Origin of the sequence: Brevundimonas sp. (assembly GCF_016463485.1) — a bacterium.
Lineage (GTDB): Bacteria > Pseudomonadota > Alphaproteobacteria > Caulobacterales > Caulobacteraceae > Brevundimonas.
The window spans coordinates 1-14,871 of sequence record NZ_JAEMRD010000030.1 but is presented as its reverse complement, the minus strand read 5'-3'; the positions used below and the strand labels follow the sequence as shown (position 1 = coordinate 14,871).

Annotated in this window: 17 protein-coding genes; 7 read left to right on the top strand and 10 right to left on the bottom strand. The window is 66.2% G+C overall.

What is annotated here, in order from left to right:
• Position 1: 1 nt before the first annotated feature.
• A complete protein-coding gene (gene uvrA, locus JHC99_RS06775; protein WP_292152727.1) occupies positions 2-2,944 on the bottom strand; it encodes an excinuclease ABC subunit UvrA in 2,943 nt (980 codons plus the stop codon).
• A gap of 103 nt (positions 2,945-3,047) precedes the next feature.
• Positions 3,048-3,485, bottom strand: a complete 438-nt coding sequence (locus tag JHC99_RS06770) for a hypothetical protein (protein ID WP_292152724.1) — start codon at positions 3,483-3,485, stop codon at positions 3,048-3,050.
• A gap of 127 nt (positions 3,486-3,612) precedes the next feature.
• Between JHC99_RS06770 and JHC99_RS06765 the strand changes: the two genes are divergently transcribed.
• From JHC99_RS06765 to JHC99_RS06755, 3 genes are all read left to right on the top strand, one after another.
• Complete coding sequence (locus tag JHC99_RS06765; protein ID WP_292152721.1) at positions 3,613-3,741, top strand: hypothetical protein; 129 nt, start codon at positions 3,613-3,615, stop codon at positions 3,739-3,741.
• A 64-nt stretch (positions 3,742-3,805) separates the two neighbouring features.
• Positions 3,806-5,365 (top strand): ABC-F family ATP-binding cassette domain-containing protein, encoded by a 1,560-nt coding sequence (locus tag JHC99_RS06760; RefSeq protein ID WP_292152763.1) that lies wholly within the window; start codon positions 3,806-3,808, stop codon positions 5,363-5,365.
• A gap of 6 nt (positions 5,366-5,371) precedes the next feature.
• Positions 5,372-5,548, top strand: a complete 177-nt coding sequence (locus tag JHC99_RS06755) for a hypothetical protein (protein WP_292152718.1) — start codon at positions 5,372-5,374, stop codon at positions 5,546-5,548.
• Positions 5,549-5,613: 65 nt separating this feature from the next.
• On the opposite strand, the gene JHC99_RS06750 is transcribed toward JHC99_RS06755, so the two are convergent.
• The 4 genes from JHC99_RS06750 to JHC99_RS06735 all read right to left on the bottom strand — a co-directional run bounded on the left by JHC99_RS06750 (position 5,614) and on the right by JHC99_RS06735 (position 9,093).
• Entirely contained in the window at positions 5,614-7,197 is a 1,584-nt protein-coding gene (locus JHC99_RS06750; protein ID WP_292152716.1) for an EAL domain-containing protein, read from the bottom strand.
• Between the two features lie 89 nt (positions 7,198-7,286).
• Positions 7,287-7,730: a flagellar basal-body protein FlbY gene (locus JHC99_RS06745; RefSeq protein ID WP_292152712.1), complete on the bottom strand. Its 444-nt coding sequence runs from the start codon at positions 7,728-7,730 to the stop codon at positions 7,287-7,289.
• Positions 7,727-8,026 (bottom strand): rod-binding protein, encoded by a 300-nt coding sequence (locus JHC99_RS06740; protein WP_292152711.1) that lies wholly within the window; start codon positions 8,024-8,026, stop codon positions 7,727-7,729. The genes JHC99_RS06745 and JHC99_RS06740 overlap by 4 nt, the downstream gene beginning before the upstream one ends.
• A gap of 2 nt (positions 8,027-8,028) precedes the next feature.
• Positions 8,029-9,093: a flagellar basal body P-ring protein FlgI gene (locus tag JHC99_RS06735; RefSeq protein ID WP_292152762.1), complete on the bottom strand. Its 1,065-nt coding sequence runs from the start codon at positions 9,091-9,093 to the stop codon at positions 8,029-8,031.
• A gap of 229 nt (positions 9,094-9,322) precedes the next feature.
• On the opposite strand from JHC99_RS06735, the gene JHC99_RS06730 reads away from it, so the two are divergent.
• Together JHC99_RS06730 and dksA are read left to right on the top strand one after the other, a co-directional pair.
• Positions 9,323-9,748, top strand: a complete 426-nt coding sequence (locus JHC99_RS06730; protein WP_292152709.1) for a flagellar assembly protein FliX — start codon at positions 9,323-9,325, stop codon at positions 9,746-9,748.
• A 182-nt stretch (positions 9,749-9,930) separates the two neighbouring features.
• Positions 9,931-10,365: an RNA polymerase-binding protein DksA gene (dksA, locus tag JHC99_RS06725; RefSeq protein WP_292152707.1), complete on the top strand. Its 435-nt coding sequence runs from the start codon at positions 9,931-9,933 to the stop codon at positions 10,363-10,365.
• Between the two features lie 13 nt (positions 10,366-10,378).
• Here dksA and JHC99_RS06720 read toward each other — a convergent pair whose 3' ends face one another.
• Both JHC99_RS06720 and JHC99_RS06715 read right to left on the bottom strand, forming a co-directional pair.
• Entirely contained in the window at positions 10,379-10,774 is a 396-nt protein-coding gene (locus JHC99_RS06720) for a type II toxin-antitoxin system VapC family toxin (RefSeq protein WP_292152705.1), read from the bottom strand.
• On the bottom strand, positions 10,771-11,034 hold the full coding sequence (locus JHC99_RS06715) for a type II toxin-antitoxin system VapB family antitoxin (protein WP_292152703.1): 264 nt from the start codon (positions 11,032-11,034) through the stop codon (positions 10,771-10,773). The genes JHC99_RS06720 and JHC99_RS06715 overlap by 4 nt, the downstream gene beginning before the upstream one ends.
• 103 nt (positions 11,035-11,137) lie before the next feature.
• Here JHC99_RS06715 and gltX point away from each other — a divergent pair, with 103 nt between their 5' ends.
• On the top strand, positions 11,138-12,484 hold the full coding sequence (gene gltX / locus JHC99_RS06710) for a glutamate--tRNA ligase (protein ID WP_292152701.1): 1,347 nt from the start codon (positions 11,138-11,140) through the stop codon (positions 12,482-12,484).
• 57 nt (positions 12,485-12,541) lie between these two features.
• On the opposite strand, the gene JHC99_RS06705 is transcribed toward gltX, so the two are convergent.
• Positions 12,542-12,856 (bottom strand): hypothetical protein, encoded by a 315-nt coding sequence (locus JHC99_RS06705; RefSeq protein WP_271143786.1) that lies wholly within the window; start codon positions 12,854-12,856, stop codon positions 12,542-12,544.
• A gap of 121 nt (positions 12,857-12,977) precedes the next feature.
• A complete protein-coding gene (locus JHC99_RS06700) occupies positions 12,978-13,583 on the bottom strand; it encodes a TIGR00730 family Rossman fold protein (protein ID WP_292152699.1) in 606 nt (201 codons plus the stop codon).
• 81 nt (positions 13,584-13,664) lie between these two features.
• Between JHC99_RS06700 and JHC99_RS06695 the strand changes: the two genes are divergently transcribed.
• Positions 13,665-14,417, top strand: a complete 753-nt coding sequence (locus JHC99_RS06695) for a hypothetical protein (RefSeq protein ID WP_292152698.1) — start codon at positions 13,665-13,667, stop codon at positions 14,415-14,417.
• Positions 14,418-14,871: the final 454 nt, after the last annotated feature.

The window sequence follows — 14,871 nt, the reverse complement described above, 5'->3', positions numbered from 1 at the left end:
GTCAGCCGGCCGCAGCCTTCTTCTTTGCCCTGACCGGCTTCTCGACCGAGGCCGTGAGCGCGGCGACGCGGCCCTTGCGGCGGGCCTCGTGGCGATCCAGGACCTCCTTCAGGTATTTGCCGGTCCAGCTGGCGTCGTTCATCGCGACCTGTTCGGGTGTGCCGACCGCGACGATCTCGCCCCCGCCGTCGCCACCCTCGGGACCGAAATCCAGCAGGTAGTCGGCGACCTTGATGACATCCAGATTGTGCTCGATCACCACGATCGTATTGCCGGCATCGACCAGTTCCTGAAGCACCTCCAGCAGTTTTCGGGTGTCCTCGAAATGCAGGCCGGTCGTCGGTTCGTCGAGGATGTAAAGGGTCTTGCCCGTTGCCCGCTTGGACAGTTCCTTCGACAGCTTGACCCGCTGGGCCTCGCCGCCCGACAGGGTCGTCGCCGACTGCCCGACCTTGACGTAGTCCAGGCCGACGCGTGACAGGGTCAGCATCTTGTCGCGGATCGGCGGCACGGCCTTGAAGAAATGCCCGGCCTCCTCGACCGTCATGTCCAGAACGTCGCTGATCGACTTGCCCTTGAAGACGATTTCCAGGGTCTCGCGGTTGTAGCGTTTGCCTTTGCAGATGTCGCAGGTGACGTAGACGTCCGGCAGAAAATGCATCTCGATCTTGATCAGGCCGTCGCCCTGACAGGCCTCGCAGCGGCCGCCCTTGACGTTGAAGCTGAACCGGCCGGGGCCGTATCCGCGCGCCTTGGATTCCGGCAGTCCGGCATACCAGTCGCGGATGGGACCGAAGGCCCCGGTGTAGGTCGCGGGGTTCGAGCGCGGGGTGCGGCCGATCGGCGACTGGTCGATGTCGATGACCTTGTCGAAATGCTCGAGCCCCTCGATCCGGTCATAGTTGGCCGGTGCGTCCGAGGCGTTGTGCAGGCGACGCGCGGCGGCCTTGTACAGGGTCTCGATCGTGAAGGTCGATTTGCCGCCGCCGGACACGCCGGTCACGCAGGTGAACAGGCCCACGGGGATGGCACCGGTCACGGTCTTCAGATTGTTGCCGGTAGCGCCCGAGATCTTGAGCATCTTCTTCTTGTCGACGGGACGGCGGCCGTCGGCGGGCAGTTCGATCTCGCGTTCGCCGGTCAGATATTTGCCGGTCAGGGATCTCGGATTGGCCATCACCTCTTCTGGGGTGCCCTCGGCGCAGATTTCGCCGCCATGGACGCCGGCGGCGGGGCCCATGTCGATGACATAGTCGGCGGTCAGGATCGCTTCCTCGTCATGCTCGACGACGAGCACCGAGTTGCCGAGATCGCGCAGGCCGCGCAGGCTTTCCAGTAGCCGGGTGTTGTCGCGCTGGTGCAGGCCGATGGACGGTTCGTCCAGAACGTACAGCACGCCAGTCAGGCCCGAGCCGATCTGTGACGCCAGCCGGATGCGCTGGCTCTCGCCGCCGGACAGGGTGCCGGATGAGCGTGACAGGCTGAGGTAGTCGAGGCCGACGTTGTTCAGGAACCGCAGGCGGTCGCCAATCTCCTTCAGGATTCGGCGGCCGATCTCCATCTGCTTGTCGGTCAGCCGGTCGGGCAGGGCAGAGACCCAGTCGTAGGCCTTCTTGATCGACAGGGTCGAGATGTCGGCGATGTCGGAACCGTCGATCTTGACTGCCAGGGCCTCGGGCTTCAGCCGCTTGCCGTGACAGGCGTCGCACGGGGTCTCGGACTGGAACCGGCCCAGTTCCTCACGCACCCAGGCACTATCGGTCTCGCGCCAGCGGCGATCGAGATTGGGGACGACGCCCTCGAAAGGCTTCGACACCTCGTATTTGCGGGCGTTGTCGTCGTAGACGAACTTGATCTTTTCGGTGCCCGTGCCCTGAAGAATGACCTTCTGGGCCTTCTCGGGCAGGTCGCGCCAGGGCTTGTCCATCGAGAAGCCGTAGTGCAGCGCCAGCGCCTGCAGCGTCTGCGTGTAGAGTGGCGAAGGTCCGCGCGACCAGGGGGCGACCGCGCCCTTGTGCAGGGTCTTGTCGCGGTCGGGGACCACCAGATCCGCGTCGAAGGCCAGCTTGACCCCCAGGCCATCGCAGACCGGACAGGCCCCGAACGGATTGTTGAACGAGAACAGCCGGGGCTCGATCTCGCTGATGGTGAAGCCGGAGACCGGGCAGGCGAACTTTTCGGAGAACAGCAGGCGGCGCGGTTCTTCACCTTCGGGTGCGCTCGCCCATTCGGCTACGGCGATACCGTCGGCCAGGTTCAGGGCGGTCTGGATGCTGTCGGCATAGCGGGGTTCAAGGCCAGCCTTGGTGACGATCCGGTCCACGACGATGTCGATGTCGTGCTTGAACTTCTTGTCGAGGGTGGGCGCGTCCTCGATGGCATGAAACTGGCCGTCGATCTTGAGCCGCTGGAAGCCAGAGCGTTGCCACTCGGCCATCTCCTTCTTGTATTCGCCCTTGCGGCCCCGAACGACCGGCGCCAGCAGCAGGATGCGTTCGCCATCGGGCAGAGCTACCAGCTTGTCGACCATCTGGCTGATGGTCTGGCTCTCGATCGGCAGGCCCGTGGCGGGCGAATAGGGAACGCCGACCCGCGCCCACAGCAGGCGCATGTAGTCATGAATTTCCGTGACCGTGCCGACGGTCGAGCGCGGGTTCTTGGAGGTTGTCTTCTGTTCGATCGAGATGGCGGGCGACAGGCCCTCGATCAGATCGACATCCGGCTTGCCCATCAGCTCCAGAAACTGGCGGGCATAGGCGCTCAAGCTCTCGACATAGCGCCGTTGGCCTTCGGCATAGATGGTGTCGAACGCCAGCGAGGATTTGCCCGAGCCCGACAGCCCGGTCATCACAACCAGCTTCTCGCGCGGGATATCGACATCCACGCCCTTGAGATTGTGCTCGCGCGCGCCGCGCACGCGGATGAAGTTGTGCTTTTCGGTCATGGGTCCGGGGAACGCAGGGAGCCGGACAAGGGTCCGGTGCAACAGCACTATATGGGGACTGATCCGGCCGATTCAGCAAGAACAATGTGGGAACATTGCCGCGTTAGTCAGCGGAGAGGAACTCCCCCACATTGAGCACCACCGTGCAGCGGTAGTCGTCGGCGCCGTCGGTGGAGCAACTGTCGATTCCGAGGGTGTCCTCGACCGGGCGCTGGCCGAAGCGTTCGGTGCGGCCGACGACGACGTACTCCGATCCTTGCGATGCGCTCCAGGGGCCGAGGCCGTCGTAGAAGGACCGTGCCACGGTGCCGGTGCAGGTGAAGCGCAGGAAGTTCTGGCCCGGCTCCTTCATATAGGATTTCGCGGCGGCGGCAGCGGCGATACAGTCGGCGTAGAGCGCAGCCTGGGGTGGCGCGGGCTCGCCGACTGAGCGGGTCAGGCTGGGGGTCGGGGGCGGGCCGTCGGACTCGTCGCCCATCGAGGCGCAGGCCGTGGTCGATAGGGCGGCGGCCAGGCAGGCGAGAAGCGGGACGATACGCATCGTTTGGGTCTCCTGGCGTCAGCGTGTCACACAGCCGTGTTCAGGGCCAGTCACCGTCGCGCTTGCATCGGCCGGCATGTGAAGCCATCTTCGACCCATCGCGATACCCGCGAGGAGACTTCAGCCCATGATCATCGCCCTGGAAATCGGCGCCGCCCTTTCCGCATCCGCGATGTTGATGGTTCTCTATGTCTCGTCCCTCCCCAAGCCCAAGCGGGTCAAGATCCGCGTTCAGGACAGGCGCACCCGCCGCTAGGACGGGTGCCGTCCTCGATCGGGTCGCCGTCCGCACGCCGGACGGATCCACACTATTCGACAATCTGAACCTTGCCTTCCACGGCGAGCGAACTGGCGTGGTCGGGCGCAACGGCGTTGGAAAATCCACGCTCTTGCGCGTGCTCGTCGGCGAGCAGCCGGTGTCCGAGGGAACGGTCTGGCGCAGCGGCTCGGTCGGTGTCCTGGCCCAGAGGGTCGAACCGTCTTCCGGCGAAACGGTGGCCTGCACACTCGGCATAGCAGATGGATGGGTAGTGGTCGCTCGGGTGCTGGCGGGCGAGGGGACCGCCGATGACCTGACAGAAGCGGACTGGGGTCTTGAAGCGCGGACCGAGGCCGCGCTGGAACAGGTCGGGCTGGCGGGCCTCGACCTGTCGCGGGCGACAGCCGACCTGAGCGGCGGCGAACAGACGCGGGTTCGGCTGGCGGCCTTGCTGATCGCGGCACCGGATCTGTTGCTGCTCGACGAGCCGACGAATCATCTCGACGCCGAGGGCCGGGCCATCGTGGCGGAGGTTCTGGGGCGCTGGACCGGTGGGGCGGTCGTGGTCAGCCACGATCGCGAACTCCTTCGGCGCATGGACCGGATCGTCGAACTGTCGAGCCTAGGTGCGTCGATCTTTGGCGGTAGCTACGACCTCTATGTCGAACGCAAGACGGCAGAACGGGCCGCGGCGGAGCGGGACCTGGCGTCGGCCGGGCGCGAGGTCGAGCGGGTGCAGCGAGAAGGGGTTCGCGCGGTAGAGAAGAAGGCGCGGCGGGACCGGGCCGGTCGGGCTTTCGCGGCCTCGGGGTCGGCACCCAGGATCGTGTTGGGGATGATGGCCGAGCGGGCCGAAACCTCCGGTGCGCGCGAGGGTCGCCTGGCCGAACGACGCCTGGAAGGAGCCGAGGCCGCGCTGTCTGAGGCCAGGGCGCGGGTCGAACGGGTGCGCGAACTTTCGATACCGTTGCCGCCGTCCGGGCTGGCGGCGGGTCGGACGGTGCTGCGGATGGACAGGGCTGTCTGGGCGACGGCACAGGGGCGGCGGATCGTCGGGCCGCTCGACCTGTCGATCACGGGGCCCCGGCGCGTGGCGATCACCGGTCGAAACGGGGCGGGCAAGACGACCGTGCTGCGGCTGGCGGTCGGGCTGCTGGAACCGACCTCCGGCAGCGTCGAACGACCGGTGCGTGTGGCCATGCTGGATCAGGATGTCGGCTTGCTGCGCGTAGGCGAAACCCTGGTCGAGGCGTTCCGCCGCCTAAATCCGGAGGCTGAGGAACAGGACGCGCGGGCCGCCCTTGCGCGCTTCCTGTTCCGCAATGTCGCCGGCGACAAGCGGGTCGAGGTGCTGTCAGGCGGCGAGAGGCTGAGGGCGGGCCTGGCGTGCGCCCTCGGCGGGGATCGACCGGCGCAGCTTCTGGTGCTGGACGAACCGACCAACCATCTCGACCTCGACGCGATCGCGGCAGTGGAGGCGGCGCTCCGGGCCTATGATGGTGCCCTGATAGTGGTCAGTCATGATGCGGCGTTTTTGGAGGCGCTCAGGATGGACGAGGTGGTCGGGCTCGATGGTGCCGAGGCGCGAGGACGTGGAACAGCGGTGATTGATCCGAGTTGAGTTTGCATGACCAAGGCTGATGACACGCCCACCATCTTTGAACCTCTCAAGCCCGAGGCTGTGGACGGCTATGTCGAGGCGGTCGATCCTCCGGAAGCCAGGTTGAAAATGACCCCCGATGCGGCCGAGATAAGCGGTATCAGACTGCTGGATGCAGCGACCAAGGCTCGCGACAAGCCCTGAGGCTGCTGAGGGTCAAAGGCGTTTGTTGCACTCGCCAGAGGCCGCACTGTGTGCCCGCTCAGGGCCTATCCCCAGGCTTCGACCGCCCCGCGTCGTCGCGCCGGCGTGGCGACAGCGATCACTGTTCGGGGTTCGGGTTCGGCCTTGCCGAACAGCCAGCCTTGGCCGTAGTCCACGCCAAGGTCGCGGAGGATGTCAGCCTGATCTTGGGTCTCCACAAACTCGGCGATGGTCGTCAGCTTGAGCGAGGCGCACATCTCGACCAGATGGGCGATCAGGGTCCGGGCGCGGGCATCGGTTCCCAGCCCCTTCACGAACTTGCCGTCGATCTTGACCGTATCGACCGACAGGCCGTGGACGTAGTCGAACGAGGCGGCACCTGAGCCGAAGTCGTCGATGCACAGCTTGATGCCTGCCTGACGCAGGGCCCCCAGCCGGCGGTTCGCGGCCTCAATATCGGACAGGGCTGCGGATTCGGTGACTTCGACGATCAGGCGGCGGCGTTCCTCCGGCACGGCGGCGGTCATGCGCAGCAACTGCTGGACATAGGCGTCGCCGGCGAGTGAGGCACCGGAGACGTTGACGGCAATCTTGAGCGTGCCCGAACCGGGCTGACGCAGGCGCTGGATGGCCTTCTCGGCGACGGCAAGGTCGAAACCCTCGATCAGGGCCAGTTCCTCGGCCATCTGGATCGTGTGGCCGGGGCTGCCCCAGCCGAAGCGGGCCAGGGCCTCGAAATGGTGGACTGCACCGCTGTCGAGGGCCACGATCGGCTGATAGTGCAGGGCGAAATCGCGGCCCCGGACCATGGTGCGAAACTGGTCGGCCTCACGCAGGGTGCGGGCCAGGGCTGCGTCGAAGGCCTCGTCGGGACGACTGTCGGATCCTTCGACCAGGCAACTCTGGATGGCGAAGCGCAGGGCCCGAAGGGCGTTGACCGGTGACGCTCCGGACAGGTCGGCGATCGAGCCGGTGACATCGACGTCCAGCCCTTCGTCGCGTGCCAACTCCCCGACCTCGCCGAGGAGGTCGCGCGTATCATTCTGGTCGCGCAGCACGGCATAGCGATCGTCCGTCAGTCGTGAGGCCGCGCCGCCGACAGACGCTGATTGCAGCGCCGCTTCGATCCGGGCGGCGGCGCGCAGGCTCTCCGCGCCAGACGCCTTCAGACCTGCGACGTCGACGAAGGCGACGGCCAGATTGGCGGGTTCGCCACCGGCCAGGACCGTCCTGGCGCGGGCGAGGAAGGCTTCCGCATCGATCAGCTCAGCAGGCCTGGCGTCTTCCTGGGAGGACGCCAGGGTGAAGGCCGGGCCTTCGTAGCGGATCGAACAGGAAATGCTCGGGGCAAGTTCAGGCAGGACGAAGGCGGCCAGTGCTGCGCGACGGACCCTGCCTTCACCGCACGCCATGAGGATTTCGATCGGGGCAAGCCGCCCCCCCGGCTTCAGCGCGGAGAGGGCGGTGCCGATCGCTTCGGGTCGGTGCACGATCAGGGAGTCGAACGGTCGGCCATGAAGGCTGGCCGGCGTCATATTGCTGGTCGGGCCGGCCCCAAGCGCGAAGGTGACGGCCCCGTCAGGCTGCATCTCGATCAGCAGATCGCCCGATGCGAAAGCGAAACCCAGAAGGCGTTGGCGAAGCGGCATTCTCGAAATCTAACCGACAAAAGGTTTAGGCTTCGCCGTCCAGAAGGGTTAACCGGCTGGTTTGCTGGGCTCAATCCTCAGCATGGCTGTCAGGCGCTGCGGTTCAATGTGATGGCGCGGCCGTCGCCCTGATAAGCGCGGCCCGAGGCACCGTAGCCGGTGCCCATGGCGCGGGCGCCGGCGACCTCGGCGGCGATCGTCTGGATCAGGCCTTCGGAGATGATGCGGGCGGCCTCGACGGCGCGGGCATGTTTGGCCAGCACGGCTTCGAATCGTTCGGTGGCGCGGATCAGGGCTATTCGTTCGCTGCTCGGAGCCTGAGACATCAGGCCCGGCGCGGCCTTCAGCTGGGCGGACTCGCGGCGGTACTGGTTGGTCAGCTCCTGGGTCTGGGGCAGGCTGGCCACGACGTCGCCGGGGCGGCGTTCGGCGAAGGCGCGGGTTTCGGCCTCGAGCCGATCGGTCAGGCTTTCGGTCAGGACGACGAGGCGGCGGGCATGGGCCGTGGCGGTCATGGGGTCCGAGGCGTTCACCGGCCCTGCTCCTGCATCTTGATCATCTCGGCCATGACGGTGTCGGTCAGGCCGATACCGCCGGCCTTGACCGCCTGTTTGGCCATGGCGTCGATCAGGAAGCTGCGCCAGGTCGCCTCGGCCTCGCCCCCGCCGAACATGCCGTCGGTCGACAGACCCTCGAACATGGGCTTCATCATCTGGGACATGAAGCTGGTCTCGAAATCCTCGGCGGTGCGGCGCATCCGGGCGGTCTGGGCCAGTTGAGCCGGGGTGGAGGCGATTGCGGCGACGGAGGAGGTGATGGGGTCGATCATGCTCACATCACCTCGATTTCGGCCTGCAGGGCGCCGGCGGCCTTGATGGCCTGGAGGATGGAGATCATGTCGCGCGGCGAGACGCCCAGGGCGTTCAGGCCGTTGACCAGGGTGGAGAGCGAGGTTCCGCCGTTCACGAGCCGGATTTCGCGGCCGAGTTCCTCCTCGACCGTGACGTCGGACTGGGGGACCACGGCGGTCTGGCCCTGACTGAAGGGGGCTGGCTGGCTGACCTGGGGGCTTTCCTGAACCGAGATGGTCAGGTTCCCCTGCGCGATCGCGACGGTGGAGACCCGGACCGCCTCACCCATCACGATGACGCCGTTGACCTCGTCGATGATGACCTTGGCCGGCACATCGACGGTGACCGGCAGGTTTTCGACCCGGCTGATGAAGCCCGCCATGCCGAGTTGGGCCGGCGCGCGTAGGGCAATGACCGAACCGTTTTCGGCCAGGGCGGTGCCGGGATAGGTCTGGTTGATGGCGGCGGCGACCCGCTGCGCCGTGGTGAAGTCGGGATTGCGCAGGGTCAGGCGAACCTCGGCCATGCCGTCCAGGTTGAAGCCGGTCTCGGCCTCGACCGTGGCCCCCGAGGCGATGCGGCCGGCGGTCGGCACGCCGCGCGTCACCGAGGATCCCGAACCACCCGAGCCGGAGACCGAACCCGTCTGCACCGAGCCTTGCGCCACCGCATAGACCTGCCCGTCGGCGCCCTGCAGGCTGGTGACGATCAATGTGCCGCCCAGCAGGCTCTTGGCGTCGCCCAGGCTGGCCACGGCGACGTCGATGCGTGCGCCCGGTGTGGCGAAGGGCGGCAGTTCGGCGGTGACGAGAACGGCGGCGGTGTTCTTGGTGTTGGCATTGGCACCGCGGATGTTGACGCCGAGCCGTTCGGTCATCCCCTCCAGCGACTGGCGGGTGAAGGGGGCGTTCCGCAGCGAATCGCCGGTGCCGTTCAACCCGACGACCAGGCCGTATCCGACCAGCTGGTTCGTGCGGACGCCCTCGACCGAGGCGATATCCTTGATGCGGGACTGGGCGAGGGCCCCACCGGCGCAGGCCATCATCGCCAGGACGGCGAGGGGAGCGATCAGGCGGGTAAGCAACTTCTGCATCGGGCAGCGATCCTGGAGGACTGACGTCGGGCTCCATGCGAAGGTCGTGCCGAAGAGAATGTGACTGTTTTACAGGTCGTTGGTGGTTTGGTCCGGCACCGAGGCGGCAAAACCTGCCTGGCCGTTAACCAAACAGTGACGGTCCCCGGCGAGGGTGGCGCATGTCCCGGAGCGTGCTTTCATGAAGGTGACCGGCCCCTCGGCCCCGACGACCTCGACGCCGTCTCGTGCAGCGCGGTCGACAAGCGGTTTCAGCCTGGGCTCAGCGGCTGGTGCCCCTGCGCCGATGGCTGCGCCCGCCGCGTCGACCACGACCAATGTCGCCGGCCTGTCGGCCCTGATGGCCTTGCAAGGCGTCGAGACCGCGACCGAACGTCGGCGTCGGGCCATCCGCCGTGGCGGCGGTCTGCTGGACCGTTTGGACGAACTCAAGATCGCCCTGCTGTCGGGCGAGGCCGGCGAGGGTGCGCTGGAACGGCTCGGTCGGGACTTGCGCGAGGCCAGGACCGACGACGATGAGCCGGGTCTGACCGACCTGCTGAACCAGATCGACCTGCGCGCAGCGGTGGAACTCGCGAAGGCGGAAGTTCGCCGCAGTGCAGCATAAATCCGTCGAATCGCTGGGTTATTTCGCCCGCGAGCACCGTCGGTGATGAAGAAATGTCACGCCCGGCGTGACGGCCAACCAAACAGCGATCACGGACGCGCGACCTGTGTTGCTCCGACTCTGTCATCTGCCTATAGGCAGGACGACGCCGCAGGGGGGTGTTTAGTATGAGTGTGAGTGCGATGACCGCAGTTGCCTCTATCGTTGTTCCGGAACCGGTCGCCTATCGGCCGTCCGACGACGAGCCGTTCATGAACGAACGGCAGTTGGCCTATTTCAAACACAAGCTGATGGCCTGGCGGGATGATATCCTGCGCGAATCCAAGGGCACGGTGGTCAACCTGAAGGCCGAGACGGAGAACCACCCGGATCTGCTGGATCGGGCCTCTTCCGCCTCCGACCGGGCGCTTGAGCTTCGGACCCGTGACCGTCAGCGCAAGCTGATCTCCAAGATCGAGGACGCCCTGCGTCGGATCGAGGACGGGTCCTACGGCTATTGCGAGGACACAGGCGAGCCGATCGGCCTGGGTCGGCTGGAAGCCCGTCCGACCGCGACCCTGTCCGTCGAGGCCCAGGAACGCCACGAACGCCGCGAACGGGTCCACCGGGACGACTGATCCCGCAACCCGGTCAGGCGGGCACGGCAGATATCAAGTCTGTTTCAGTGAAATCGCCGCCCTTGAACAGAAGCGGCGCGTCCAACTCTTTGGCCAGGGCGTAGGCGAAACAGTCGCCGAGGTTGAGCTTGGCCGCTGACCGCTTTCCGTACAGGCTCTCGGCTTCGGAGGCGAGAACCGCCGTGGCTGCGGTCGCTGGGGACACGGCGATGTTGAATTGGGCGATAAGGCGATCAAGGTCTTTTACCCCTGCCACACCTCTCAAGCTGCGAAGCCGAATGGCGGCTTCCCAATAGCCGACCGGCGAAAGTCTAATGTCGCTTTCAACCAGTAGGGCCTCTCTGAACGCGGGGCCTTCGCTTTCATTGAGCAGGATTGCGACCAGCGCCGACGCATCGACGACAATCACTTTGGCAGTCCGTCCTTGTCGTAAAGATCATCGTCGGTCAGCAGGGGGCCGACAATGGGCAGGCTGTTGAAATGGGACACGATTTCCTCAACGGCTCGGCGACGCTCGGCGATATCGGCCTCGCGCGCGGACGTCAGCCGCTCGTCGCGTTCCCGCACCATTTCCTCGACCAGATCGGTGATGGATTTGCCCTCTAGGCGCGCGAGGCTTCTGAGACGTTCGGCGACTTCAGGCTTTCGGATCTGGACGGGTGCGTTCATGACAAGCGCTAGCCTATCATGACGCGGCTGTCCGTCCAACCCGCGCCTTGACTTCGCCACCCCTGTAACCGACCTACGCGCCTCGCTTTCGAGGTCGCCCGTCATGTCCGCCAACCCGCCCGTCAAGGTCCGTTTCGCCCCGTCTCCGACCGGCAAGCTGCACGTCGGCAATGTGCGCACCGCCCTGGTCAACTGGATGTTTGCGAAAGGGCAGGGCGGCGCGTTCGTGCTGCGCATCGACGATACCGATCTGGCGCGGTCCACGGCGGCGTTCGAGCAGGGCATTGAGGACGACCTGACCTGGCTGGGGCTGGTCTGGGACGAGCGGTACAACCAGTCCAAACGCTTCGATCGTTATGAGGAGGCGGCTTCGCGGCTCAAGGCGGCCGGGCGGCTCTATCCCTGCTACGAGACGGGCGAGGAGCTGGACCGGCGGCGCAAGGTGCAGCTGGCGCGCGGCCTGCCGCCCATCTATGACCGCGCCGCGCTGGAACTGACCGAGGCCGACAAGGCCACGTTCGAGGCTGAAGGTCGCAAACCCCACTGGCGCTTCAAGCTGGAAGGCCGCCGCGTCGCCTGGGAAGACCTGGCCCGCGGTCATGCCGAGGTGGACACGACCTCGATGTCCGATCCGGTGCTGATCCGCGAGGACGGGCTGTTCCTCTACACCCTGCCGTCGGTGGTGGACGACATCGACATGGCGATCACTCACGTCATTCGGGGCGAGGACCATGTCACCAACACCGGGGCCCAGATCGAGATCTTCGAGGCACTCGGTGGCCCCACGCCCGGCTTCGCCCATATGCCGCTGCTGGTCGGTGCCGACGGTCAGGCCCTGTCAAAGCGGCTGGGCTCGCTGTCGATCGCCGAAATGCGCGAACAGGGATATGAGCCGATCGCCATCACCAGCCATCTGGGCCGGATCGGCACATCCGATCCGCTTGAAGTCGGCACCTCGGTCGAAGCCTTGGGTGAGACCTTCGCCTTCACCAAGATGGGCCGGTCGCCAGCGCGCTATGACACGGCCGACCTCGACCGGCTGAACGCCCAGGCCCTGCACGCCATGCCCTATTCGGCCGCGCAAGTCAGGCTGTCGGCGTTGGGCGTCGATCTAGGCGAGACCTTCTGGAACGCCGTCCGGCCGAACCTGGTCAAGTTCGGGGATGTGGTCGATCAGGCGCGGATCGTCCAGGGTCCGGTGACGCCGGTGATCGAGGACGCGGGGTTCGCGAAAGCGGCGTTGGACCTGCTGCCTGCCGAAATCGACGAGACGGCCTGGTCGGGCTGGACCGCGGCCGTCAAGGAGGCGACCGGGGCCAAGGGCAAGACCCTGTTCATGCCGCTGCGGCTGATCCTGACGGGGCAGGCGCACGGGCCGGACATGGCCACCATCATACCCTTGATCGGACGCGAGCGGATGGTGCAACGGCTCAAGGGCGAGGCCGCCTGAATACGAAAAGGGCCGGACGGTCGCCCGTCCGGCCCTCATCTCAGTCTGATCAACCGATCAGGCGGCGGCGGTGTTGCAGGTCGCCAGTTGGGCGTCCGTCAGGGTCACGCCCTTGTAGGTGAAGCTGGCCAGGGCCACGCCCACCTTGGCGACCACGCGGCGGCAGGCCCGGGTGGCGGGCTGGTTTGCACCGACACCGGTGCCGACGCAGAGGTTGTTGGTCCCGCAGCGCCAGTTGGTGCCGTCGATGATGACCGGGGCGCTCGGCGTGAAGGCGACGTTCTGGACCGTGAAGCTGGACGCATTGGACTGGGCGAAGGCAGGGGCGGTGCCGGCCAGCATCAGGGCGGCGGCAAGAGCGAGTGCGCGCATGGGAGGTCTCCGTATGGCGTTCGGAGCCGCACGATGCGCATCCGATGCGCCACTGTCAGTTTTGATAGAAAACTGTCAAGCCGTTTTCTCTGGGCTGCGACAATAAGTGAACGATGATCACCTATCTGGGATCAAACCGCAACACGGGGCCCTCGTGCTCCTGCTGCATCAGGGCGATCGCCTCTTCGACCGTGTCACAGACCGAATAGGCCTGGAGGAAAGACGCGGGGGTCATGCCCTCGGCGACGCTGTGTTCGACCAGGGTGAAGAAGGTGTCCCAGAACCCCTTGATGTTGAGGAAGATGATCGGCTTGGCATGCAGGTCCAGTCGCTTCCAGGACAGCAACTCGACGACCTCTTCCAGCGTCCCGACGCCGCCCGGTGCCACCACGAAGGCGTCGGAGTTGTCGTACATCAGTTGCTTGCGCTCGTGCATGGAGGTGACGACCACGGTTTCGACCTCGTCGAACAGCCGTTCTCGGCTGCGCAGGAAGCCGGGCATGATGCCGACGACGCGGCCGTCCGCCGCATGGGCCGCGCGGGCCGAGGCCCCCATCAGGCCCACGCCGCCTCCGCCATAGACCAGCCGCCAGCCGACATGGGCCGTCGCGGTGCCGAACTCACGCGCGGCCTCAAGATAGGCAGGGTCCGCGCCGTCGGACGACGCACAGAACAGACAGACGGAACGGCCCTCGTAGGGGGCGACGGACGCGGAAAGAACGGACATAGGGCCTCGAACGGAAATGCGAGACAGCCCGCCGTGGGACGGTCTATCTGGGGCGACAGTCCTATAGGGCCGGCGAGCGGGATGAAACGGGCGAATCTGTTGTCGAGCATGGGGTTGTGGATCGGTGCTGCCGTGGCCCTGTTGGTCCTGTCCGCCTGCACGGCCCCCGCGCGCGCACCGCAGTCCTCGTCTTCGGGGCCCGCAGCCTGGGTGATGACACCGCAGGTCGAAGGTGCAGAGCGTCGTAACGGTGGCCTGATGCTCGTCGGACAGGCTGCGCCTGACGGGCGTGTTGTGGTCCGGGGGCCGGGCGGCGTCGCCTATGCGACCAGCGCGGACGCGACGGGACATTTTGCCCTGCGTATCGATATTCCCGGCGAAGCGGCCCTGTTTGTGGTCGAGACGCAGAGTGGTCAGGAAGCCACCCCGGCACCCTATCGACTTTTGGTCAGTCCGGACGCGGAAGGGCCCGTCGCCCTGCTGACGACCGGTGGCCCCAGTGTCAGGCTGGATTCGGCGGGTCCGCTCGCGGTCATCGATGGCGATGGTCAGACCGTGCTGGCGTCGGGCCGGGCCCAGCCCGGCGCGATGACCGCCGTCAGCACAGGCGGTGCGTCCATTGAACGTCAGGCCCAGGCCGACGGGCGCTGGGTGCTGCCTCTGACTCAGGGGGCGTCGGAGCTGACGGTCGGCGGGCGACGATACGTCGTTCCTTCCCTGAGTGTCGGCGAGCAAGGGGCCCTGTCGGTAAGGCGCGGGGCGGGTGGACGACTGGTAAGCTGGACCACGCCGGGTGGGGCGGTCCAGGCCAGCTGGTTTCCGGATCGAGCCTGATGCCGTTTACGCGGCATTAACCCAATCGGCGTTGTCTGAACCCGTCTTCTTTCGAGGACACCCACCATCACCAGACTGATTTCGCCCGGCGTTCGCGTCGGGCTTTTTTTGTCTCGAAGAAATCCGCCGGGTCCGGATCAACCGTCATCGTCACGAGACGACAACTTCACACAAGCGCGCCGGAACCGTCACGGTTCGGCGCGGACGGCGTCACAGACGTTGCCTAGTGAGAGCTCCGGGCAGGTTGGGCGAAACATCGTCGGACGCGAGGCATGACGCCGCGCATCCATCCTGTCGCGACATTGATCAGACATGGTGGACATGATGACCGGCTTTCGACTGACAACCCTCCTGACGGTCGCCGCCAGCGCCCTGACCCTGGCCGCCTGCGGTTCGGCCGAAGTGGCTTCGCCCGGTGAAGGCGACTTCGGCGGCGGCACCACGCCGACCACAG